This window comes from Candidatus Zixiibacteriota bacterium (assembly GCA_040752815.1).
Lineage (GTDB): Bacteria > Zixibacteria > MSB-5A5 > GN15 > FEB-12 > JAGGTI01.
The window spans coordinates 16,123-39,233 of the sequence record JBFMGC010000020.1; the positions used below are offsets into that span (position 1 = coordinate 16,123).

At 57.0% G+C, this 23,111-nt stretch carries 24 protein-coding genes and 1 tRNA gene; 12 read left to right on the top strand and 13 right to left on the bottom strand.

Annotated features, from left to right (window positions below; genetic code table 11):
- The first annotated feature begins 182 nt into the window (after positions 1-182).
- Positions 183-311, top strand: a complete 129-nt coding sequence (locus AB1772_06805; protein ID MEW5796056.1) for a hypothetical protein — start codon at positions 183-185, stop codon at positions 309-311.
- 129 nt (positions 312-440) lie between these two features.
- Here AB1772_06805 and AB1772_06810 read toward each other — a convergent pair whose 3' ends face one another.
- The gene (locus AB1772_06810; protein MEW5796057.1) at positions 441-932 is read right to left on the bottom strand and encodes a chemotaxis protein CheW; all 492 of its coding nucleotides are present in this window, start codon (positions 930-932) and stop codon (positions 441-443) included.
- A gap of 268 nt (positions 933-1,200) precedes the next feature.
- Complete coding sequence (locus AB1772_06815) at positions 1,201-1,950, bottom strand: DUF72 domain-containing protein (protein ID MEW5796058.1); 750 nt, start codon at positions 1,948-1,950, stop codon at positions 1,201-1,203.
- A 128-nt stretch (positions 1,951-2,078) separates the two neighbouring features.
- On the opposite strand from AB1772_06815, the gene AB1772_06820 reads away from it, so the two are divergent.
- Both AB1772_06820 and AB1772_06825 read left to right on the top strand, forming a co-directional pair.
- Positions 2,079-3,215, top strand: coding sequence for an aminopeptidase (locus AB1772_06820; GenBank protein MEW5796059.1), 1,137 nt, complete (start codon positions 2,079-2,081; stop codon positions 3,213-3,215).
- 383 nt (positions 3,216-3,598) lie between these two features.
- Positions 3,599-4,354, top strand: coding sequence for an SDR family NAD(P)-dependent oxidoreductase (locus AB1772_06825; GenBank protein MEW5796060.1), 756 nt, complete (start codon positions 3,599-3,601; stop codon positions 4,352-4,354).
- Between the two features lie 73 nt (positions 4,355-4,427).
- Here AB1772_06825 and AB1772_06830 read toward each other — a convergent pair whose 3' ends face one another.
- The 5 genes from AB1772_06830 to AB1772_06850 all read right to left on the bottom strand — a co-directional run bounded on the left by AB1772_06830 (position 4,428) and on the right by AB1772_06850 (position 8,357).
- Positions 4,428-6,548 (bottom strand): M1 family aminopeptidase, encoded by a 2,121-nt coding sequence (locus AB1772_06830; GenBank protein MEW5796061.1) that lies wholly within the window; start codon positions 6,546-6,548, stop codon positions 4,428-4,430.
- Positions 6,549-6,768: 220 nt separating this feature from the next.
- Positions 6,769-6,954 (bottom strand): PspC domain-containing protein, encoded by a 186-nt coding sequence (locus AB1772_06835; GenBank protein ID MEW5796062.1) that lies wholly within the window; start codon positions 6,952-6,954, stop codon positions 6,769-6,771.
- A gap of 74 nt (positions 6,955-7,028) precedes the next feature.
- A complete protein-coding gene (locus tag AB1772_06840) occupies positions 7,029-7,349 on the bottom strand; it encodes a YbjQ family protein (GenBank protein MEW5796063.1) in 321 nt (106 codons plus the stop codon).
- Entirely contained in the window at positions 7,346-7,789 is a 444-nt protein-coding gene (locus AB1772_06845) for a hypothetical protein (GenBank protein ID MEW5796064.1), read from the bottom strand. Before AB1772_06845 ends, AB1772_06840 begins: the two co-directional genes overlap by 4 nt.
- On the bottom strand, positions 7,782-8,357 hold the full coding sequence (locus tag AB1772_06850; GenBank protein MEW5796065.1) for an RNA polymerase sigma factor: 576 nt from the start codon (positions 8,355-8,357) through the stop codon (positions 7,782-7,784). The genes AB1772_06845 and AB1772_06850 overlap by 8 nt, the downstream gene beginning before the upstream one ends.
- Positions 8,358-8,450: 93 nt before the next feature.
- On the opposite strand from AB1772_06850, the gene AB1772_06855 reads away from it, so the two are divergent.
- Both AB1772_06855 and AB1772_06860 read left to right on the top strand, forming a co-directional pair.
- Entirely contained in the window at positions 8,451-9,191 is a 741-nt protein-coding gene (locus AB1772_06855) for a DUF2238 domain-containing protein (protein ID MEW5796066.1), read from the top strand.
- Between the two features lie 460 nt (positions 9,192-9,651).
- Positions 9,652-10,641 carry a DUF1028 domain-containing protein gene (locus AB1772_06860; GenBank protein ID MEW5796067.1) on the top strand — a complete coding sequence of 330 codons (990 nt, stop codon included), beginning with the start codon at positions 9,652-9,654 and terminating at the stop codon, positions 10,639-10,641.
- A 292-nt stretch (positions 10,642-10,933) separates the two neighbouring features.
- On the opposite strand, the gene AB1772_06865 is transcribed toward AB1772_06860, so the two are convergent.
- The 5 genes from AB1772_06865 to AB1772_06885 are packed head-to-tail and all read right to left on the bottom strand — an operon-like array spanning position 10,934 to position 15,267.
- Positions 10,934-11,935, bottom strand: coding sequence for a GGDEF domain-containing protein (locus AB1772_06865; protein ID MEW5796068.1), 1,002 nt, complete (start codon positions 11,933-11,935; stop codon positions 10,934-10,936).
- Complete coding sequence (gene xerA / locus AB1772_06870; protein MEW5796069.1) at positions 11,880-12,785, bottom strand: site-specific tyrosine recombinase/integron integrase; 906 nt, start codon at positions 12,783-12,785, stop codon at positions 11,880-11,882. Before xerA ends, AB1772_06865 begins: the two co-directional genes overlap by 56 nt.
- 8 nt (positions 12,786-12,793) lie before the next feature.
- Positions 12,794-13,513 (bottom strand): ComF family protein, encoded by a 720-nt coding sequence (locus AB1772_06875; GenBank protein ID MEW5796070.1) that lies wholly within the window; start codon positions 13,511-13,513, stop codon positions 12,794-12,796.
- 47 nt (positions 13,514-13,560) lie between these two features.
- Positions 13,561-14,619 (bottom strand): SO_0444 family Cu/Zn efflux transporter, encoded by a 1,059-nt coding sequence (locus tag AB1772_06880; protein MEW5796071.1) that lies wholly within the window; start codon positions 14,617-14,619, stop codon positions 13,561-13,563.
- Positions 14,620-14,622: 3 nt separating this feature from the next.
- Positions 14,623-15,267: a tetratricopeptide repeat protein gene (locus AB1772_06885; protein ID MEW5796072.1), complete on the bottom strand. Its 645-nt coding sequence runs from the start codon at positions 15,265-15,267 to the stop codon at positions 14,623-14,625.
- A 159-nt stretch (positions 15,268-15,426) separates the two neighbouring features.
- Here AB1772_06885 and AB1772_06890 point away from each other — a divergent pair, with 159 nt between their 5' ends.
- A complete protein-coding gene (locus tag AB1772_06890) occupies positions 15,427-17,130 on the top strand; it encodes a M28 family peptidase (GenBank protein MEW5796073.1) in 1,704 nt (567 codons plus the stop codon).
- 22 nt (positions 17,131-17,152) lie between these two features.
- Positions 17,153-18,514 (top strand): FAD-binding oxidoreductase, encoded by a 1,362-nt coding sequence (locus AB1772_06895; GenBank protein MEW5796074.1) that lies wholly within the window; start codon positions 17,153-17,155, stop codon positions 18,512-18,514.
- Between the two features lie 20 nt (positions 18,515-18,534).
- Here AB1772_06895 and AB1772_06900 read toward each other — a convergent pair.
- Positions 18,535-18,623 (bottom strand) — tRNA-Leu (locus AB1772_06900).
- Between the two features lie 215 nt (positions 18,624-18,838).
- Here AB1772_06900 and AB1772_06905 point away from each other — a divergent pair.
- The 5 genes from AB1772_06905 to AB1772_06925 all read left to right on the top strand — a co-directional run bounded on the left by AB1772_06905 (position 18,839) and on the right by AB1772_06925 (position 23,087).
- Positions 18,839-19,273: an Rrf2 family transcriptional regulator gene (locus tag AB1772_06905; protein ID MEW5796075.1), complete on the top strand. Its 435-nt coding sequence runs from the start codon at positions 18,839-18,841 to the stop codon at positions 19,271-19,273.
- A 134-nt stretch (positions 19,274-19,407) separates the two neighbouring features.
- The gene (locus AB1772_06910; protein ID MEW5796076.1) at positions 19,408-19,953 is read left to right on the top strand and encodes a cytochrome c; all 546 of its coding nucleotides are present in this window, start codon (positions 19,408-19,410) and stop codon (positions 19,951-19,953) included.
- Positions 19,954-19,997: 44 nt separating this feature from the next.
- Positions 19,998-21,914: a Sec-dependent nitrous-oxide reductase gene (nosZ, locus tag AB1772_06915; protein MEW5796077.1), complete on the top strand. Its 1,917-nt coding sequence runs from the start codon at positions 19,998-20,000 to the stop codon at positions 21,912-21,914.
- A 17-nt stretch (positions 21,915-21,931) separates the two neighbouring features.
- Positions 21,932-22,627 carry a hypothetical protein gene (locus AB1772_06920; GenBank protein MEW5796078.1) on the top strand — a complete coding sequence of 232 codons (696 nt, stop codon included), beginning with the start codon at positions 21,932-21,934 and terminating at the stop codon, positions 22,625-22,627.
- Positions 22,617-23,087 (top strand): nitrous oxide reductase accessory protein NosL, encoded by a 471-nt coding sequence (locus AB1772_06925; protein ID MEW5796079.1) that lies wholly within the window; start codon positions 22,617-22,619, stop codon positions 23,085-23,087. Before AB1772_06920 ends, AB1772_06925 begins: the two co-directional genes overlap by 11 nt.
- Positions 23,088-23,111 lie beyond the last annotated feature (24 nt).

The following is a 23,111-nucleotide window of genomic DNA, read 5'->3' on the forward strand; positions in this document are numbered from 1 at the left end:
TGGGAGACAACGAAGGTATCATCGCCGGTCCCAAATCGCCTGCGCAAGTCATGCCCCAGGATCGCCAAAGCCGCCGACCGAAAAGGGAAACGCTCGCCCCGACGGAGTCGAGAATAAACCGTACCCACCACTCCTCCCGATGAGCCATGCAGGTAAAGCCACCGGATTAGGCGCCAGGCGGTGTGAGAAAAGCCGCTACTGCTCGCGAATACATCGTGCAGTTCTACTTCAGGCGGCTCAGGGAGCGGTTTTACTGCTTCGGCGATGCCACGAAGATAGAACGGGTGGCCTCGGCCAACAGTGGTACATAGAAACACAATTTTCCGGGGGCAACTCACGTTGTGAATCTACCTGAACCTGCCGCAGGTGTCAAATTGCGAGGGGACAACAACAAAAGGGTCGGCCAGCGGCCGACCCCATTTATCCACACGGTTGGAATCTCAGTTTACGGCGGCAACCTCGGCCATATCGATAACTTTGGAGAGGTCGAGGAAGATCAGCAGCCGGTCGTCCAGCTTGGCGACCCCTCTGATGTATTCGGAGTTTACGCCGGTCACTATATCCGGCGGCGGCTCGATAGTGTCGGCCGGCAGTCGAAGCACTTCGGACACCGAATCGACAATCATACCCATGATGGTGCCGCCGATGTCGACCACCACAATCCGGGTGTTCTTGTCGTGTTCTTTGAGTTCCAGGTTGAAGCGTTTTCTCAGGTCGACAATCGGGATGACTTTCCCGCGCAGGTTAATGACGCCCTCGATGTAATGCGGCGCCTGAGGAACGCGAGTGATCTCCACCATCCGATTGATTTCCTGAACTTTGAGAATGTCGACGCCGAATTCCTCGGTCCCGATGTTGAACGAGACCAGTTGCAGCTCGTCCGAAGTTGCCGAACCGGCGCCGGGTTGATTGGTTGTACTGACTTTCTGCATTGTTCGTATCCCCTAATGATAAACGGTTCTCCCTTTTGCCTCTGCTGTCTCCGCTCAGGACCAAGGTCATGCCGCAGCCTCCCCCTTCGCAAACCTCCCAGACCACCCGGTCATCGCCACGGATCGTCCCCAGAGTCCTTGAATCTAATATCGGAGTCCGGTCAAACCAGGTTGAGGCGAGACAGATTTGGGATGCCGGGGTATGTTCAGATCATGAACAGCCCGGCCCTGCCCCATGATAATTGTCGAGCACCCGACTGAGGACAAATCATCTCAGTCGCTCGCGAAACTGCAGAGCGGTCGACGGTGCATGGCCGGAGAAATGGTTGTTGAAATAGGCGTAAACATCGGCGTTTTCACCGGCAAACCGCTCGGCGAGGTCAGCCCAGTAGGCCAGCTCCTCGGAGCGCCCCAGGCGGACATGGCTGAAATCATCGGTGATCTCGTCGCGGTCGCCCACGAAGCGAAAATATACAAAGCCGGCCGTTCGGGTCACCAACCTCGGTACCCCGGGATACTCGGTAAGGCAGAGACCGACTCCTCGCTCTCTCAGCAGGGCGGCGGTCTCCTCGGTGAACCAACCCCGGTCCCGGAATTCAACCGCCAGCTTGACGCTCTTAGGGACAACCGCCAGCATTTCCTGAAGATCTGCCTTCCGGTTGGCCCGGAAAGACGCCGGAAACTGGAGAAGCAGCGGCCCCAGCTTCTCGCCAAGAGTTTCCATCACAGAGAGAAACTTCCCGGCCTCTTCCAGCCGGGTGCGCAAGTCTCCGTCGTGAGTGACCGTCCGAGGAAACTTGGCGGCAAAACGGAAGCCCGGCGGTGTAGTCTGCGCCCACTTGTCGAGTATCTGACGAGTGGGTATGCGATAGAACGTGGAGTCGAGTTCGACAGTGCTGAAAGTCATGGCGTAGCAGCGGAGAAAATCGGCCTGCGGACAAAATTGAGGATAGAAATTCCCCAGCCAGTCACGATAACTGAAGCCGGCCGTGCCGATATACACTTTGCCGAATGTCATGGTGTCTGTAACAAGCCACACCGGCGTTGGTTCACACCACCCAGTTTATGATAGCAGGTTGCCAAGCCCGGCCCCATCCCCTATCTTGCTTCCCAGTTTACTCTGGAACGAATCGTGAGGTACAGACAATGAAGGACAAACGGAACGAAATCCTCGCCCGGCAACTGCTGGACTACTCGACTAAGCTGGCAAAGGGCGAAATTCTCTATCTCGAGATTAAAGGCAAGGAAACCCTCGAACTCGGCAAACAGATCGTTCAGCTGGCCACCGAGCGCGGCGCGGTGCCATTCTGGTTTTACAACGATGAATCCCTGCTTAGGCAATGGGTAGGCAAGGCAACAAAGGAGCAGCATCAGACACAGGCCGAATTGCATCTGGAACTGATGAAACGAGCCGATGCCTATATCGGCTTGCGCGGATCGGATAATCCATTTGATCTGGCCGATATTCCCCAGGGCCAGATGGACCTCTGGAACTCGGTCTTCTACAAGCCGGTGCATCTCGAGGAACGAGTTAAGCGGACCCGATGGGTGGTGCTCCGCTACCCCAACAACGCCATGGCCCAACTGGCTGAGACTTCGCAGGAGGCGTTCGAGGACTTCTATTTCGACGTCTGCTGCGCGGACTACGCCCAAATGTCGCGCGCCATGGATGATCTGGTAAAGCTGGTCGACGCCACCGACAAGGTCCAAATCAAAGGCCCCGGCACCGATCTTACTTTCTCTCTCAAGGGAATACCGGTGGTCAAGTGCGACGGCCGTCGCAATATCCCCGACGGTGAGGTGTATTCCGCTCCGGTTCGCGATTCCGTGAACGGGACGATCACATACAACACGCCGACTTTGTATCAAGGCGTTGTTTACAACAACATTGCCCTCACGTTTGAGAGGGGCAGGATTGTCAAAGTATCGTGCGAAGGTGATGTCGCCAAGATGAACAAGATATTTGACACCGACGAGGGCGCCCGATACGTGGGCGAATTCGCCATCGGCGTGAATCCGTTCATACTGAAACCGATGAAGGATACTCTGTTCGACGAGAAGATCGCCGGGTCGATACACTTCACGCCCGGCCAGTGCTACGACGAGGCGTACAACGGCAACCAGTCAGCCATTCACTGGGACCTGGTGCTGATTCAGCGCAAGGACTATGGCGGCGGCGAGCTCTGGTTCGACGGCAAACTGGTACGCAAAGACGGGATCTTCACCGATCCGAAGATTGAGCAGGCGTTCTCAAAGGAGAATTTGAAGCCGAAGGGCCTTTGATAGGAATTAGCAATGGTAGGTCGGGTTCCGAACGTTGACCACTTGTGTGAGAAACCCGACAGTTGGATCGTAGGTCGGGTTCCAAACATCGACCATTCGTGTGGGAAACCCGACAGCAATTTGTATCTTGAGTCGGGACCCTTATTGTCTCGACACAATATCGGGATGGCAATTAACTCGGCCTACCGGGCATTAGTTGCGTCAGTTCTTGCCCCTTTTGCCTTGCTGAATGGACAAGGCAAAAGGGGCGTGAACTGACGCTTGCGAAACGACCCGGTTGACGGCGCCAGGTCACCGCCCGTCCCGGTCCGCATCGCGGGACCGGGTCGTGCTCAACACCTGACGCAACAGACGCGCGCGAATCGTAAGGAGTGTTGTCAAGTATGATCTCACTCAAAGACAAAGTCACGCTAATCACCGGCGCATCGCGCGGAATCGGCGCGGCGATCGCGGTCATGTTTGCCCGCGCAAACAGCCATGTGGTCATCAACTATCGTGTGGACGAAGCCGCCGCGTGGGCGGTGCAGCGTGAGTGTATCGCCCATGGCGTGAGGGCGATGCTCGCGAAGGCTGATGTGGCCGTCCGATCTGAGGTGGATGCGATGGTCACTCGTGCGATAACTGATTTCGGCCGAATTGACGTATTAGTCTGCAATGCGGGTATATGGGAATACGATGCGATTGACGATATAGATGACGAGCGCCTGCGCCGGACTCTCGACGTCAACATCCTGGGCACTTTCTATCCGATCATGGCAACTGTGCCGCAAATGAAGAAGCAACGTTCTGGCAATATCATCTTGTTGTCGTCGACTGCCGGCCAGCGCGGCGAGGCGTTTCATTCACCGTATGCAGCCACCAAGGGCGCGATTATCAGCCTGACCAAATCGCTCGCGCCAGAGCTGGTTCAATACAACATCCGGGTCAACTGTGTCGCTCCGGGGTGGGTTGACACGGACATGTCTCATGCTGCATTGATTGGCCCGGAGCGGGCTGATATCTTGAGCAAGATACCGATGGGACGCGCCGGCACCGCCGAGGAGTTAGCCGGGCCGATACTTTTTCTTGCTTCTGACCTCGCGACGTTTATCACTGGCGAGATACTCAACGTCAACGGCGGCGCGGTGCTTTGCGGGTGAACCACGTAGGTCGAAACCCCTGCGGTTTCGACTTCGTCTCTCTGGACAGCGGCGGGTTTGAAGCAGACCCGCCCTACAATTCCTTTCTCAGCGGCGAACTTACCGCCGGCCACTGGCCTTTGCCAACATTCCTGGGCCCGTCGAACACCAGGTACGAGTACTTCCCGTAATGCGGCACTAACTGGCCGATTCGCGGCAACGATTGAAAGTCGTCGCTCAGAACGATCATGTACTTCTCGAAACCGTTCCAGTTACTTCCCGCCATCACGAACGTATGCCCTGCCCGCGGGTACGAAGTGCCGTTGATTATCAGAGTGCTGTCTGTCACAGTCATAGCAGCAGCAAGCTCAACCGGCAGCTCCGAGGGATTCAACACAATCGGTGCAAAATCCTTGGCAGACTCGTCCAAGACAGCTCGTGATTCAACAGGGTTTTCCTCTTCGGTTAAGCTGTTTCCAAACGACTGATACAACGAACGGCCCACTTCTTCAAGGGCGGGGGCAACAATCCGCTTGCGCGGCGTACCCATCACGCCTGATATGATCGGTTCAATCTCGCCCGGGTAGAGTCTTCGGAACAGATGATAGTCGGGGTCTATCTCGACGGTGTGTACGTCCGCCGACAACGCAAATTCGTATTCTCCGCCTGGCCCATTGAACACGATAAACGTGTCAATGACTGCAACTTCGCCGATAAACCGCACGGGGACCCGCATGTTGAAAGTCCGATCCGGGTCCTGACGCAGATCCAAAGTTACCCTTGTCTGACCACTTGCAGCGGCCTTCTGCACCGCACCTAACATCAAAGTAGGCGCGCCGGCCCGGTCGATCCACTCCGGAATCACCCATGACAGATCCGCGCCGCCAGTCTGCTCAAACGCTACAACCCAATCCTCCCAGGAAACCTGCTTCGCTATGTAATGGCTGTAAACCAGTTTCCAGGCATCGAAAAACGCCTGCGTACCTATACGCTCTTCGATCATATGGAACATCATCATGGTCTTGTTGTAACCAATCGTGCGCGTCTCGGCACTCGTGCGGGAGGTGAACTTGCGTATCGGGAAATCGTTCCCGCTGTTCACGTAGCTCGCGTACTCCTTGAGAATGTCCTTGCGGTAGTCGCGCGCCGCAATCGGCGATTCCATCAGCTTGTAGCGGTAGTCCGCGCCATAGACAGTCAGTCCCTCGCACCAGTTGCCCTTGTCGTAATCCACGTAGACGCTGTTGCCCCACCAGTTGTGAAGTACTTCGTGGCCGAGCGATGTACTCTTGATAAACGGCAGCCTCAGCACCTGCTGACCGAGAAGCGTCCAGCCGGGGAAACCGTAGCCGGTGGGAAAGAAGTTCTCCGCGATCGTGAACCGCTTGTACGGATACGGGCCGATCAGCTCGGAATACATTCTGAGATATTTGGCCGCCGCCTCGACATACCCTGCCGCCAACGCGGTATCGGCTTCAAAGAAGTACGCGGCAACTTCTACGTCACCTTCGGTTTGGACCGTCGCGATATAGGGCGCGGCCATGACCGTCAGCCCATCGACAACATACGGGTTTTCGAACGTCTCTAAACGTCGATTGCCGTTGAGAAAGGATGACATCGGGTTGCCGTCAGAGACCGACAGCCACTCGCCGGGTATGTCGATCGTTACTACGAATTCTAGCAAATTCTCGCTCCCGCTGGGATAGAAGAACGATGCCGGGCTGAGATAGGCGCCCTGTTCGCCAATCGTACCGCGCACCTCGTTGCCGACTTTCTCACGAGAGAACTGGACGTTTTCGACTGGATCGGCAAAAATCGCGACATAAGCCATCACAAACGGTACCGATGCCGCTTTGGGCGATTCGAAAAACACCAGCAGCGGCTCGTTTGCAAGATCGAGATCAGGCAAACCGGCCTTGATGTCGGCAGGAAGCTGCGAAGTATCCGCTGCAGCGAGGACATGATAGTCTACCGGTGCGCCATCGACCGTGAACTTGTCGATCTTCGCACCGGCATTCACGTACAGAAGGTTCCAGCCCTCGCCAAACGCGGCCATGCCGGAGTCCAACATAGTCGCCTGCTGGGACGGTACATCGAGGCTGACACGAAGGTTGTGTGTTTCGAAAGTCACGACCGTAGCACTTGAGGCAGTGCCTACAGTTAGAACCGTTACGATAAACGTAAGAACCAAGAAGACGCTAGACGGAACGCGCATCGGGCGGATCTCCTACAAAAGAGCGATTCGTTATCATAGCGAAAGCTACGCGCCTGGGAATCAATTGGCAACTGGTTTCGAGAGTTGTAGGTCGGGTTCCGAACATTGACCAATGGAGTGAGAAACCCGACATCTTGCCAACGATGAAGCGGACGAAGGGCGGAACCCCTTGGCGGTTCTGCCATCGAAGGCGGGCTTGATGCAAACCCGCCCTACAGGACTACGGCTCCAGCGGGACGATAATCCACGCAATGATGTACGCCAGTATCCCCGCGCCGGCGGCCAGCACCAGCAGGACGGCGCCGAGACGGATGAGGGTGGGGTCGAGTTCGAAGAAGTCGCCGAGCCCGCCGCACACGCCGCCGATCATTTTGTTGGTTCGCGAGCGGTAGAGTTTTTTGGTCATATTCAATCCTGTTTTCTATTTCGTAGGGCAGGAGCCCTGCGCTCCTGCCGTTGCTCACAAATGGAGCTTTCCCTCTACTCCCCCTCCACCACCACGGCGGTGCCGTAAACAATAATCTCCGCAGCACCCTGCATCATCTCAGAAGTCGAGAAGCGACACGCAATCACCGCGTTCGCTCCCAGCTTCCGGGCTTCCTCAATCATCCGGTCGATCGCCTGCTCCCTCGACTCAGCCATCATCTTGGTGTAGTCCGTAATCTCGCCGCCAACCATATGGCGAAAGAGCGCGGCGATGTCACGTCCAATATGTCGCGCCCGAATTGTATTGCCCTTCACCAAACCCAAGGTTTTGATGGTTTTCTTGTGGGCTATTGTCTCCGTAGTAGCCAGTATCACTTCTCCACCTCCGAGTACCGCTCACGTTTCCAGGCAAACAGCCGCTCACGGATGAACGACACTAACAAGATCGCCATACCCAGCGTCGCCATCGGCAACCCGACCTGAAGCCACAGCGGAGCGTCAGGATCGGTAAACAGTTGATTAAACGCCTGGTACAGGCCAAAGGCAATGACCAGAATCGCTCCAACCGAAAAGAGAATCCAGCCCATCCCCCGCTCGGTTTTCTTGTAGAGCGACTCCCAGTACGACTCCCAGACCGCGTCCGGGATATCAGCGTAGCGCATGGTGTTCGTCACCTCTTTCAGTTGCATGAACTCGTGCAGTTCGGCGCGGAGTTCGGCGGAATGGGACAGTTCGCGCTCGAAGTCGAGCTTCTCGAGATCGGTCAGCTCGCCGTCGACATACCCTGCCAGCAGTTCACGATATTTCTCATCCATCGTTTGGCCCCATCAGCTTGGCTAACCGTTTCCGCGCATAATAGAGCCGGGACATGACCGTTCCGCGGGGAATCTCCAGCAGCTTCGCAATCTCGTCGTACGACATATTGCGAAAGTGCTGAAGCACGATAATCTCGCGGTCCTCGAACGAGAGCTTCTGCAGTGCCTGCCGAAGCCTGGCGATCTGCTGATCGCGGATCACCGCCTCTTCGGGGTTGTCATCGCTGACCAGAAACGTCGAGGCCTCGTCGATATCGACCATCCGATGGTCGCGCGACGAGCGCCGTCTCAGCCAGGTGCGGCTGAGATTCGCGATAATCGTGTAGAACCAGGGAAGAAACGGCTGGCGCTGGTCGAAACTCTTCGCCGAGCGATACACCCTGAGAAAAGCCTCCTGGCTGATATCAAAGGCGTCGTCGCGATTGCCCACTAATCCGAGCGCCATGCCGTAAGCGGTTTTCTTGTGCCGTTCCACCAATACCCTAAAGGCCGACTTGTCACCAGTCCCGATACTCATAACCAGAGCGGAATCGGAGTTCATCGAATCAACTTCTTTCTTACTGGTCATACCGGCGGTTCGGGAGTTTATTCAAGGTTAATACGGTCGCTTTTGATTCTGGTTGCGTGGGGGTAAGTTATTTATTTGTTTGGCGTTAGGTCAATGGAAAAGACGCCCATAGATCATAAGAGGTACGCCTTGATTCTGGGCTTCATCTTCGCCCTCTGGTGGCTCTTTCTGGCCATCAGCCCGCACGACCGCAAGGATTGGGCCCTCGAAAACTTGCTCGCGGTGATCACGGTTGCCTATCTGGTCTTGACCGCCCGGAAGTTCCCCCTCTCCCGCCTCTCCTATACGCTGCTGTTCATATTTCTCTGTCTGCACGAGGTCGGGGCGCACTACACCTATGCAGAGGTCCCCTATGACCGCTGGTTCGAAGCAGTCTTCGACCGGACTTTCAATTCGCTTGTCGGCTGGGACCGTAACAACTTTGACCGTGTCATTCACTTCTCCTATGGATTGCTTCTAGCTTATCCGATCCGGGAAGTATTTCACCGGATCGCCCAGGTGCGCGGGTTTTGGGGGTACTTTCTACCGCTGGATGTCACCATGTCTACGTCGATGCTGTTTGAGTTGTTCGAGTGGGTAGCCGCGGCGATTTTCGGCGGAGATTTGGGAGTCGCATATCTCGGAACGCAGGGCGATATCTGGGACGCCCACAAAGACATGGGATTGGCCTCGCTCGGGGCCTTGACCGCAATGTGCGTGACAGCGGGCATCAATTTGTATCTGCAGCGTGATTTCGCGAAAGAGTGGGCGGCCAGTCTGCGGGTCAAAGAAAGTCGACCGTTGGGTGAAGATGAGATTAAGCGGATGTGGCAGGAGCGGAGCAGTGATGTGTGAATTCGATGGGGCTTGGTGCCCCACCCCTTGGGGTGGGAATAGATTGGGACAGTCGGCTAGCGTGAGTCTAAAAGTAGAGTTCGGCGGCATCAGCACATCACTCCAGAGTCTTTACCCACCGCAAGCGGTGGGGCACCCGGCGTGATGTGCTGTCGGGCGACCCTGCCCGACAGGCTTTGACTTGCGGGTGTCGGCCAGAGTCTGTGTCGGGACCGCAAGGGTCCCGACCTACAGCGCCACCTGTGTCGGTGGGATTGACAAATCGTAGGTCGGGTTCCGAACATTGACCAATGAGGTGAGAAACCCGACATTGTCATTCTGTAGGTCGGAATGCTCGTCATTCCGACATGCGTATTCTGTGACGACACTCATGTCGGGACCGCCGGGTCCCGACCTACAGCTGCGAAGTCACCCTTTGACAGGCTCAGGGTGACTTGATGGAATATCGGAGATATACAGAATGACAAGGACCATAGTCATGTTGCTTTCAACTACTATTGCACTATCCACCGCTTCCGCCGGCGAGATGTCGGACGCGATTCCCATGCGTCCTTCGCACACATACTCCATCGTCTGCTACGATTCGGCCACCGGGCAGTTTGGGGCGGCGGTGCAGTCGCACTGGTTCAAGGTGGCCAATGTCATATGGGCTGAGCCGGGAGTAGGCGCAATCGCTACTCAGTCGTTCTCAGATTACAGGTACGGCCTGCTCGGTCTCGAGATGATGCGCGCAGGCAAGTCGGCTCAGGAGGCATTAGCCGGTCTGCTCGCCAGCGATCCTAACGAGGCAGTCCGTCAGGTTGGGATGATCGACATCCACGGCGGTGTCGTGGCGCATACCGGAAGCAAGTGTATTGCTGACGCAGGGCATCGCGTTGGCGTGAACTACTCAGTTCAAGCCAATCTGATGCTCAAGAATACGGTGTGGGACGCCATGGCCGAGGCGTTTGAGAACGCCAAAGGCGATCTCGCGGACCGCATGATGGCCGCGCTCGAGGCGGCCCAGGCTGAAGGCGGCGATATTCGCGGCAAGCAATCGGCGGCGATGATCGTGGTCGCGGCCAAACCGACCGGTCTCCCCTGGCAGGATCGGTTGGTCGACATCCGCGTAGACGACTCCGCAGAACCGCTCAGGGAGCTGAAGCGCCTGTTGGAAGTGACGCGCGCGTACCAGAAGATGGACGAAGGCGATAACTTGGTCACGCTCGGCAAGTTCGACGATGCCGGTACGGCGTATGCCGAGGCGGCGAGGCTCAACCCCGACAATGTCGAGATTCTGTTCTGGCACGCGGTGACACTCGCGTACAACGGCCAGGTGGAGCGCTCGCTGCCGATTTTCAAAGAGGTATTTGCGAAAGCTCCCATCTGGCGTGAGTTGGTACCGCGACTCGTGAAGCCTGAGCTGCTGCCTGATGATCCGAAGTTGATTGAGAGGATTGTGAGCCAGTAGGTCGGGTTCCGCGCATTGACCCATTGAGCGCGAAACCCGACATTGTGATCTTGTACCCCACCCAACGGGTGGGAATTTCATTCTGGCACTCGGATCTCGCAATGAATATACCGCAGTGTCGGGTTTCTACGCGACCCCGCGACGCGGGGCCACTCCGGAACCCGACCTCCTTCTAACGGCGGGTTCCCGCCAATGCCAGGTTGTGCACGAACGAACTATGTCAGTTAGGAGGCTCGTTTGGGGGGCGAACGACCCGCAGCAAGCTGTGGGCTACCGGCTCAACATCGTCTTCTCAATACTTCTTCCGGCGCTCGATCATGTAGTTCGAACCCTCACGCGCTTTGCAGGCGCGTTTCAGATCGGCGAGCATCTTGGACAGTTCACCGATGTGCTCGAACTCTCCATTGTGGTTTACGACAACGGCGATCGAAATCGACAGCAGCGTGAATCTCTCCATCTGGCCGCGTCGATTACGCGCCTCGTAATAGCCGCGAGCGCGGTCGTCCTCGTTATAGCAATAGGGGATGAAAGCGTCGAAGCACTTAATGATCCACCGGCAGGCTTCCTCAGCCACCTCCGACGGCATCACGCAGATGAAATCGTCGCCGGCAATGTGCCCGACAAATCCCTCGCGGCAGAGATCGAAGACAACGTCGCGCAGGATGCGGCCGGTCATACGGATCACCTTGTCGCCATAGACATAGCCATGATAGTCGTTGAAGGCCTTGAAATTGTCGAGGTCGGCGTAGCAGACCGCGAACTGCTCGCCCAGTTTCATCTGCCGATTGATTTCTTCCTCGATCATCGCCGGGCCGGGCAGCAGTGTCGACGGGTTCACGGAGATATCGCGGTGGCTCCTCTCGATCACCCGCTCGATACGGACCTGCACCAGCTTCTTGATCCACTCGCCGTAGATGAACTCCTCTACCCCGCTCTCATAGGCCGCCACCACGGTATTGGTGTCCGGATCGGGGTGGTAGAGGATGACCGGCACGATTGACAGCAGGATGTTCTTCTTAATCGCCCGCACCAGTTCCAGTTCGTGGATAAAGTCACCGTCGCCGGCAATGAGAATCGCGCTGACCTGGTGACGATGGCAGACCGTCACCAGTTCGTCGAAAGTGCGGAAGAAGTGGAATTTCAGTTTCCGGTTGCGGAAAAACGTGCCGAGATAGAAGTCGAGATTGACCCGGGTCTGGCGGATGGCGAAATGAGTGGTCCGCTGCTGAGGCGGGCGGTCACTTTCGGCGAAAACCTGCCAGTTCGCGAGGGTGATGTCGGCGATGTTCGGCAACGATATATCCTTGATCGATCTGCGTGTAAATCTCGGTAGTCGATATATCGGCATGGCCCAACATTTCTTGTACTGTGCGCAGATCGGCCCCTCCGGCAAGCAAATGCGTTGCAAAGGAATGGCGAAACGTATGAGGGGTGACCGACTTGGTTATTCCTGCCCTGGTCACGAGCTTGCGAATAGACTTCCAGAGACCTACCCGGGAGAGCCTCTTCCCGTTAGGGTTGATCAGCAGGTAGCGGCCTGAGTCGGTCAGAAACCGAGCGCGGCCTGGGCTATCGAGGTACCGTTCCACGGCCTCGCGGGCAAACCGCCCCAGCGGCACCAGCCGCTGCTTGTTCCCCTTGCCGATTACGCGGACGAATCCGGCCTCGAACTCAAAGTCGCCGACCTTCAAATCGAGCAGCTCCGATATCCTCAGACCGCAGCCGTAGAGCAATTCGATAACCGCGCGATCCCTACCCTCCAGTTTCGGATCCAGCTTGGTGGCGTCCAGTATGCGTTCAATCTCCTCGACGGTGAGATAATCCGGATGGTAGCGAGAAATCCGCGGCGCCCGATAACCGGTGGTGGGATCGCGCAACGACTTATCCTTCGCGCAGAGATATTGAAAAAAGCGCTTGGACGCGGAGAGCTTGCGAGCCAGAGTCGCCGGCTTTCGTCCCTTGGCCGCCAAGCGATTAAAGTATTGGTTTATCTGCTGCGATGTAACAGCTTTGTAATCAGCTTGTTTGGCGGTAGTCCAAAGATCTCGAAGATCGGCGCGGTAGGCCGCCAGGCTGTTGGCGGAGAGACCCCGCTCCAGCTTCAGGTGCTGAATGAAGTCCTCTATGGCGTCCTCGAAACTCACAGCCTCACCTAGAGTTTGTGGGCCATGGCAATCGCCCCCGCCACCGTGATACCGGCATCGCGTAAAGTTCGCCGGGCCTCGAACAGTGTTTGCCCCGATGTAACCACGTCGTCGACAAGGATCACCTGCGATCGCGGTTCTGCGGGGTCGAAATACGGCGACAAGGCGAAGACTGATTTGATATTGGCCGCCCGTTTAGATTTCGAGAGCTTGGACTGCGGGCGGCGTTTCTTGACCCGCACCAACAGGTTGGTATCTACAGGCAACTCGAGAGGTTCGGACAGCTTATCGGCGAAGATCAAAGCCTGGTTGTATCCTCGAAGATATTCGCGGCTGGGGTGCAGCGGTATTGGCACGAGCACTGTCGGGCCGAGTTCTCTAATCGGCTCGCCGAACCGATCCGCGACCTTCCGAGCAATCAAGCTCGCCACAGAGATTGCACCGTGGAACTTGTACTGCAGAATGATGCGCTGCAGCGGGTCGACATAACTTCCAGCGGCAAAGAGCGGGATTGACTCGCTAGGCGCCCCGATATCCTCGTCGCCTGGCGGCAAGTCGACATCAGTCAGAACGAGCGATTTGTCCCACCAATCGATTCGCCTGAGGCAGCTTTCGCAAATGCTGTCGGGATTCTCCTCGTATGTGCCGCAACCGGCACAGAGCGGCGGGTAAACGAAATCAAGCAGCCCCTTGAGAAGCGGAAACCGTTCCGTCAACTCGGTTAACATAATTCAGTATCGCCTCTCCCCCGCACCCTCGGCAACACAAAAATCACTCAGCGCGTGAAGCGCCGGATTACCTGCCGTCCATAATGCCAAAGTACAAGCCCGGCGAGACACAGCGCAGCAACCGAATGAATCCAGTGAACACCGTGCTCGTGCCCGGCGGCCCGATAGGCGATATCAATGTTGAACTGGCGGTACAGCCAGTCTAACGTTAGCCCGCACGCCAGTGATACAACCACGATCGAGAGGACATAGCGTACGGTCGGCCAGGCGCCCAGCAACTTCCTTACCACTGTCATGGTCGCCAGATTGGTGGCGGGGCCGACCATCAGAAAGACCATAATCGCGCCGGGCGGAAAGCCGGCTCCCAGGAGAACTGCGGCGAGTGGGGTCGATGAGGTCGCGCAGACGTACAATGGTACTCCGACTACGATAGCAGCCAGGTAGGGCCACCACCCCGTCCCCGGAGTCAAGCCGAGCGGTGATCCAAACGCAGCCGCGGCCAGCCCGGCAAGCAGATAGCCCCAGAAGAGGTATGGCGCCAGATCGCCGATGAGGGTCGTAAAAGAGTACCTGATACCGCTTCCGACCCGGGAAAGATGCCCCGATGCCTGGCGTGGCGGTTCGCAGTTGCATTCATGGGCGCAGTCATCGGTATGAGGCACAGCCACACCGAACGTCTGACGCAGCGGTTCTCGGTCAAAGAAATCCTCGACCAGCCCGCCCACGGTCGCCGTAAGGAACGCAGCCACTGGTCGAGCGACTGTCATCAGTGGATCGGTCAGCGAGTAGGTGAGCAATATCGAATCTACCGAGCTTTCCGGTGTAGCTATCAGGAACGATACTGTCCCGCCGCGCGAGAGGCCGGCGTTGCGTAGCTGCGCGGCCACGGGCAGCACCGAGCAGGAGCAAAGCGGCAACGGAACGCCGATCAGCGCGGCACGGATGACCGCCTGGTGGCGACTACGACCGAGAAGTCGATTCAGGTTCTTCTCGTTGAGGAATAGCCAGACGAGCCCGGCCAGGACAAGGCCGAGGATGAAGTAGGACGCCGAGTCCACCAGCACCTGCCAGGTGGCCTCGGCCCAGGTGTTCAGGAAGGCGGCCAAGATTTACGGACCCAGTTCTTTGAGGAAGCTCCGCGCCGCATCAGTCGCCCGCCCCTGGGGATCCGTGGCAAGGTACTTTTCCCAATAGTAACGGGCCGAATCCGTGTCGCCCTGGCCGTGGAAGACGATTCCGAGGTTAAAGTATGATATGACGTGGCCCGGATGAGTCGAGATGACCTTGCGGAACTCCTCCAGCGCCCGGTGAGGCAGCCCCATGGCGTGCAGGCACGACGCAAAGTCACTGCGAACGTCTGGCGACGCGGGATCGAGCTCCAGCGCCCGACGGTAAGCTTCGGCCGCCACCGGGTAGTTCTCATCGTCCATAAACTGGTTGCCCATTTGAATGAGCGGTTCGTACTCGGTCGGCATGTTTTCCAAGAGCGCCGCCTGCATGTCTTCATGTCCGGGCATCGCCGCGCTCCGTTCCGCCCGCGGCGGTTCCGGCTTCTCTCTGAGTATGAAGTAGCCCGAAACAACTACTACGGCGAGGCCGGCCATGATAAGACCGTCGCGATTCCACGTTGATTTCGTCGGTTTTGGTGTCACCGCAGCCGCCGGCCTACCGGCCACCGGCGTGCCGCACGCCGAGCAGAAACGAACACCCGGGGCAATAACCTCGCCGCACTTGCTGCAATACGTATTATCCATAGCCATCCTGTTTGCTTGTTGTTGCCGACCGCACCAATATAGCCTAAACCTTCCCAACATCAACATTGTTCTGCCAAAACTTATCACCTGACGTTGCAGCGACAAGGCACTATATTGATCCTCAATGATGAAACCTAATTCGCTCGGAGACACACTATAATGCGATGTTTTCTGCTGTTGTTTGTGCTGAGTATCGGACCCAGGGCCGCGGACGCTGCCTATGATATCACGGCCGATTCTGTGCACCGCCATATCGCTGTGCTGGCAGACGACTCGATGGAAGGGCGACAGGTCGGCGAGACAGGCGAACTGAAAGCGGCGCAGTATATCCAAGGCGTCTTCGCGCAAGCCGGGCTGCTGCCCCACGATAACAACGGCTCATATCTGCAGGCATTCGAGTTTATCAAGAAGATCGACTTCGGCCCGAACAATACTCTCAGGTTGAACGGTCAGCCCCTTGAGATCGGCCGTGACTATCAGCCTCTTGAGTATTCCGCGAGCGGAAGCTTCGATTTTGTTGAGGTTGTCGACGTCGGCTACGGAATCGTGACCGACGACTCCAGCCATCACGACTACCGAGACAAAGATGTTCACGGTAAAGCCGTGCTGGTGCGGAGATTCACTCCTCAACAGGAGTCCGATACTACCGCCGCGGATACAATATTTGATCGGCACGCCGGTTTCAGCGCCAAGATCTCGACGGCAATTGACCATGGCGCGGCGGGTATCTTCTTCATTACTCCTGAAACACACGATGATACCCTGATGAGTGCGGGCGTCGTTCACGCCCGGCCGAAAAACGTCCCGGTCATCTTACTACGGCGAGTCGCGCTCGAAAGATTGGGCCTGAATTTAGCCAACCCCGCGATTGAATCCGCACAGGGTGTCACCGATTTGATTCGGGTACCGGATACCGGCTACAATGTCGTGGGACTGTTGCCGGGGAAAAGCGACACCGTTCAAATAATCGGCGCCCACTATGACCATCTCGGCTGGGGCGGACCGGCCTCACGCTATCGCGGGGCGACGCCGATGATCCACAATGGCGCCGATGATAATGCGTCAGGAGTCGCGGCGCTTCTGGAACTGGCGCGATATTTCGGAACACGCCGCGACAGCCTGGAAAACTCGCTGCTGTTTATCGCCTTCTCCGGCGAGGAAGCGGGAACGCTTGGGTCTGGGCATTATGTAAGGAACTGGACAGTTGATCGCTCGAAGGCTCGACTGATGATCAATATGGATATGATCGGCCGTCTCGCCGAACAAGAAAAAGGGCTGGCCATACTCGGCACCGGAACCTGCGCCGAGTTCAAGGAGTACTTTAACCAGAAAAACCTGGGGGACCTCAAGGTTGTGTTCAGTGAATCCGGTTCGGGTCCTTCCGATCACTCGGCATTCTACAACGATTCCATTCCCTGCCTGTTCTTCTTCACCGGCGCGCACCAGGACTATCACACACCCGATGACGATACCGAAAAGATCGACACTCGCGGCATTGTCCAGGTGAGCACGTTGATTTCGGATATCGTGCGCCATTTCGATAACCACCACGGGCCGCTGACATTCCAGCGCACCAAGGGGAGCGGCACCGGTCGGCCGCCGCAACTGTCGGTCAGCCTCGGGATCATGCCGGACTTCGTCTCGCAGGTGAAGGGGCTGGGTGTCGACGGCGTCACGCCGGAAAAACCGGCCGAACGCGCCGGAATCGTGAAGGGTGATGTGATTATCAAGATCGGTGAGCGCACCGTTGGGGATATCTATGATTACATGAACGCCCTGCAAAAGTACCGCAAGGGAGACAGTTGCCGTATACAGTTGGTTCGCGGGATTGACACGCTCGAAGTAACCGTGGAATTCAAGTAGTGCCCCGTTTCCCGGAAAGACCATGGACATAGTCAGCGCCCTTCGCAGCCTCCTGTCGCCGGATCAGGTATCGACCCAGGCTGATCAACTGCAGGTAGCCTCGCACGATGAATCCTCCATTTCGCCGGTTGTCCCCGCGGCAGTCGTGTGGGCCACGAGTCCGCAACAGATTGCCGCAGTAATTCGCGCCTGCATCGACTCTAAGACGCCGGTCACGACTCGCGGCGCCGGTTCCGCTCTCGAGGGTTCGACTATCCCGGTGGCGGGCGGTATCGTGCTCGATTTGACGCGAATGACCCGCATCGTCAATTACTGGCCCGAAGATTTGCAGATCGAGGTCGAACCGGGGATCATCTACGATCATCTGAATGCGAAACTGAAAAACGACGGCCTCTTCTTTCCGCCGTCGCCGGGAGGCTCGGGCGACATCGCCACTGTCGGCGGCATGGTGTCGACAAACGCGAGCGGTATCTATTCGGTCAAGTACGGCGGTACACGGGAGTATGTCCTCGCTCTCGAACTGGTGACCGGAGAGGGCAATGTCATTCGAATCGGCAGCCGGGCAATCAAACGGTCGAGTGGATATAATCTGGTAGATCTTGTGGCCGGATCAGAGGGCACGCTCGGAGTAATCTCGAAAATCGTTCTCAGGTTGGCCGGCCTGCCGGAGGGCCGCCAACAAACCGCATACGTTTTTGGCACGGAGGTCGCCGCGGCCAGGGCGGTCTCGGAAATGCGCCGCTACGGGCTGGACATTGCCGCTATCGAGTTTCTCGATCGTCACCTGGCAACAGCTCTGAACAAGCTCAAGGGTTACGGCCTTCGCGAGGCGCCGATGCTCTTCCTCGAGTTCCATGGCCCCGAACCGGTGCTCGAGTCCAACAGCGAACTGGCTGAGTCAATCTGTTTGGAGCTTGGCGCCGAGCCGCTCACTCTGCCGGAGGGCCAGCGTCCGTGGGAGATTCGCCATTGGGCCACCGACGCCATCAAGCACTTCAAGTCGGGGTTAAGCATCGTCAGGAACGATGTTGCCTTTCCGATATCGAAACTCCCTGAGATGGTCGGGTTCTGTCACCGACTTGGGGATGAAAACAACGTCACGATGTTCACATTCGGCCATGTCGGTATGGGGCTGCTTCACGCACTGATGCTGGCCGACCGCACCGACACCGTTAAGTGGTCCAGGGCGCATGAGATCAACAATCGCATCATTGAGAAGACAATCGAGTTAGGTGGGACAATCTCCGGCGAGCACGGCATCGGCCTGGGACACAAGGACCTATTCGAACGCGAGCACGGCGCCGGAGTCGAGCTTATGCGCCGGATCAAACGCCAGTTTGACCCGCACGGCATCCTGAACCCGGGGAAGATTTTTGATGTGTGATACGGGGCGGTGGCTCCAAGTGGTGCCGGAGGCCGGATTTGAACCGGCACGGACCTTACGGTCCAAGGGATTTTAAGTCCCTGGTGTCTGCCTATTCCACCACTCCGGCGTAGGCTCAACAATAACCAGTAACCAGTTACGGCACAACCAGAAATCGGGACGAGCGGAATATGAAAAACAGCCTTAAGTTATCACTCGATAACCTGAGCGGCCCACCTGTCCGGTGCTCTTTTTCGAACCCCAAAAAAAGTTCATTTTTTCACTTGCGGAGGCGTTACCTGCCGATATGTTCGGATAGAAGAGTCTTAAATCAGGAACTTATTGGTGCTGTTTTCGAAAGGCTGTACATACGCAATCCGCGCCGCCCTCTTAGTGACGGTCAAGGAATCCCGCGACGGGCGTCGGTTTATCCCTATCCGGGAGCTGGCCGACGAGCTCGGTCTCTCCTTCCATTTTCTCACCAAGATTTTGCAGGAGTTGACCGAGGCCCGGATCATGGAGTCATTCCGCGGTCCGAACGGCGGAATCGGGCTGGCCCGCTCGGCCCGAGAGATAACGCTGGTCGACCTGATCGCCGCGATCGACGGCATGGCGCTCTTTTCGGAATGTGCGCTCGGCCTTCCCCGGTGCGGCGAGAGCACCCCCTGCCCGCTTCACGATGCCTGGGCCAAAAGACGTGAGGACCTCAGGCGCATGTGCGAAAAGACTACACTGGCAGGCCTGGCGCGTGAATTTGACATTAACCACTTCAGAAAATGAAACCTTATAATGTAGACAAGAACGTGCATTGGGTGGCCGGATATCAAACGGCGAAATCCGCTTTTCGGCTGCCGACCTGCACATCCAAGCATCCACCAACGCCAGGAATCAATAGTAATATGAGGTGTTACGCGATGAGATCCAAGATCACTACGGTGACAGTGTTTGTACTGGGCGCGATGTGCGCAGCCGCATGGTTCGGAGTCGGCTGCTCATCAGCTCCCGAAACTGACGCCGAACGCCAGGCCCGCTGGGCCCAGGGCAATCTGACTACCTGGGAGACCGAACACGGCATCGGTCCGATCACTGAAGATACGCCGGTCGCCGCGGTTGATCCGGCTAAAGCTGAAGAAGGCAAGCAGATCTTCATCCAGAAGTGTGCGACCTGCCACTACCTGGATCAGAAAAAGACCGGCCCGCCGCTTCGTGATGTCACCAAACGCCGTTCCGACTCGTACGTGCTCAACCAGATTCTCAATCCTGAGCAGATGGGTAAGCTGCACCCTGACGGCAAGAAGATGGTGGCTCAGTATGCTCAGTTCATGACTATCCAGGGGATCACCAATGACAACGCCATGGCGCTCCTTGCATTTCTCCGCTCGGAGAGAGATAAACCGGCCGTGCCGCCTGAGGAGCAACCGGGATTCGGGACCCCACCTCCCCCACCGACCAGTAATTAAACCGAATACAAGTGCGTTAACGTTTAGATACGAGGAGTATTGAGATGTTTCACCGCAGCCTCACTTTTACAACAGCGGGCTTTGTCTGCCTGCTAATGATCGGGCTGATCACCGGATGCGCGAAGAACAAGGAAGTTGGCGGCTTCGGCGATGCCCCGGCCAAGGTGTATGTCGCGCCGGGCAGCTACGATGAGTTCTACGCCTTCATGTCGGGCGGATTCAGCGGCCAGGTCTCGGTCTACGGTCTGCCCTCGGGGCGACTGTTCCGTGTGATTCCGGTGTTCAGCCAGGACCCGGAAAAAGGATACGGTTATTCCGAGGAAACCAAGCCTCTGCTGATGACCTCGCACGGTTTCATCCCGTGGGATGACGCTCATCACCCGCAACTGTCGGTCACTGACGGCCAGACCGATGGCCGTTGGTTGTTCATCAACGGCAACAACACGCCACGCGTGGCGCGAATCGACCTTTCCACGTTTGAGACGGTCGAGACCATTGAGATTCCCAATTCGGGCGGCAATCACGGCTCGCCCTTCCTCACTCCAAATACCGAGTATGTCGTGGCCTCCACCCGTTTTTCCGTACCGATTCCCCAGCGAGATGTGCCAATCAACTCCTACAAAGAGAATTTCAAGGGGACGATCTCGTACATAAAGGTCGATTCCGCTACGGGCCGGATGAATGTCGCCTTCCAGATTCTCGTACCGGGAATTAACTACGATTTGTCGCGCTCCGGCAAAGGGCCGTCGCACGGATGGTCGTTCTTCAGTTCCTATAATTCTGAGCAGGCTAACACCCAGCTCGAAGTCAACGCTTCTCAGAACGACAAGGACTTTATCGCCGCGGTCAACTGGAAACTGGCCGAGGAGCTGATCGCTCAGGGCAAAGGCAAGAGCTGGTCGGTTAGTTATTGCCACAATTATGTGGACGCCGCCGATGTCGGCCAGTCCGAGGTCATCACTGATGTGACAGTTTTGAACGCGGCCGAGAACCCGGGCCTCGTGTATTTCTTACCCACACCGAAGTCTCCGCACGGATGTGATGTTGATCCATCCGGAGAATACATCGTAGCCGGCGGCAAGCTGGCGGCGCTAATCCCGGTGCACTCGTTCACCAAGTTCAAGGCGGCGATCGAGAACCAGGAATTCGACGGCGAGTTCGAGGGAATTCCGATTCTCAGGTACGAGTCGGTTCTGGCCGGCGAAGTAAAAGAACCGGGTCTCGGCCCTCTGCACACCGAGTTTGACGGTCAGGGGTATGGATATACGTCGATGTTCCTCTCGTCGGAGATTGTCAAGTGGAAGCTCGGCACCTGGGAAGTGGTCGATCGTATCCCGACTTACTATTCCATCGGCCACCTGATGATTCCGGGCGGCGACACCAAGCAGCCGTACGGCAAGTATGTGGTCGCGCTTAATAAGATTACGAAAGACCGTTACCTGCCTACCGGGCCAGAGTTGGTTCAGGCAGCGCAGCTTATCGACATTACAGGCGACAAAATGAAGCTGCTACTGGACTTCCCGACTATCGGCGAACCGCACTACGCGCAGGCTTGTCCGGCGACATTGATAAGGGAGCGTTCAGTGCGCTGGTACCCGTTAAACGAGAACCACAACCCGCACGCCATCAAGGCCGAGGGCGAAGCTCGGGTGGTTCGCGACGGCAAGACCGTACACATATACATGAGCACTATCCGCACGCACTTCGCGCCGGATAACATCGAAGGTATCAAGGTCGGTGACAAGGTGTACTTCCACGTCACGAATCTCGAACAGGACTGGGATGTCCCACACGGCTTCAGCGTTATGGGTGCGACGACCTCGGAGCTTTTAATCATGCCGGGTCAGACGCGCACGATCCTCTGGGAGCCGAAGAAACCCGGCGTGATCCCGTTCTATTGCACCGACTTCTGTTCCGCGCTGCACCAGGAGATGCAGGGTTGGATACGCGTGTCCTCGTAAAGGCGAAAGATCGAGAAATGCAGCTTGCTTCAGCCCAGGGCGATCCCGCATCATATACGGGATCGCCGCATCGGCCGAGCCTGAAACAGGCGGGTCAAACACAGCGAGGGCACATGTCTGTCTGGTCGCGAATACTGGTTGCACTCGCCGCCCTGGCGCTGGCCTTTACCTATTACTTCCCCCTCTGGGAGATAACGCTGGACGCCCCCCAGTATCCGGAGGGTCTCGGCATGGAGATCTGGATTAACCAGATCCAGGGCCAGCATGAGGGCGATCTGAACAAGATCAACAATTTGAATCACTATATCGGCATGAAGAAGATTGTGCCCGAGTCGATCCCGGAACTTGGCATCATGCCGTGGGTAATGCGCGCCCTGATGATACTGGGACTTGTGGCCGCGATAGTTGGCAAACGTTCGTTCCTGCTGGCGTGGATAGCGATATTCGTTCTCGTGTGCGTAGCCGGCCTGGTGGATTTCTATCTGTGGGGCTACGACTATGGACACAACCTGGATACGGAACATGCTATAATCAAGGTGCCCGGCCTGAGCTATCAGCCGCCTCTGATCGGCACCAAAAACTTGCTCAACTTCAAGGCGATATCATTGCCGGGCGCCGCCGGGTGGGTGGTTATACTCGCCCTTTCGAGCGCATCCGGCGCATGGTTGTACGAGGTCGTGCGTCATAGAAAGGGAGCCGTCAATGTGGCATAGAGTCACTACCATCGGAATCAGTTCTGCGTTGTTGGTGTGGCTTCTGGCTGCTTGCAGCGGGTATACACCGTCGGAGATCAACTACGGCACCGACGAGTGCGATTACTGCAAGATGACCATTGCCGACGACAAGTTCGGCACCGAGATCATTACTTCCAAGGGTAGGGTGCTGAAATTCGATTCGATCGAATGCATGGCCGCCGCCGACATTAACTCCACAAAGAACGATCTGGCGATTCACTCCCGCTGGGTAACCGACTTCAACAGCCCGCGCACGTTTATGAAGGCCGACGCGGCGCTGATTGTCGCCACCCTCCACCAGAATAGCCCCATGGGGATCGGCCTGGTGGCAGTCGACTCGCACACCAAGGCGGCCGGTCTGATTGCCAGAGCAGGCGGCTCGATAGTCACCTGGGATGAGACCAAGGCTCTGGTGACCAAGGCGTGGAACCTGAAGTAGCAGCCGGCGATTGCGGGTTATAAT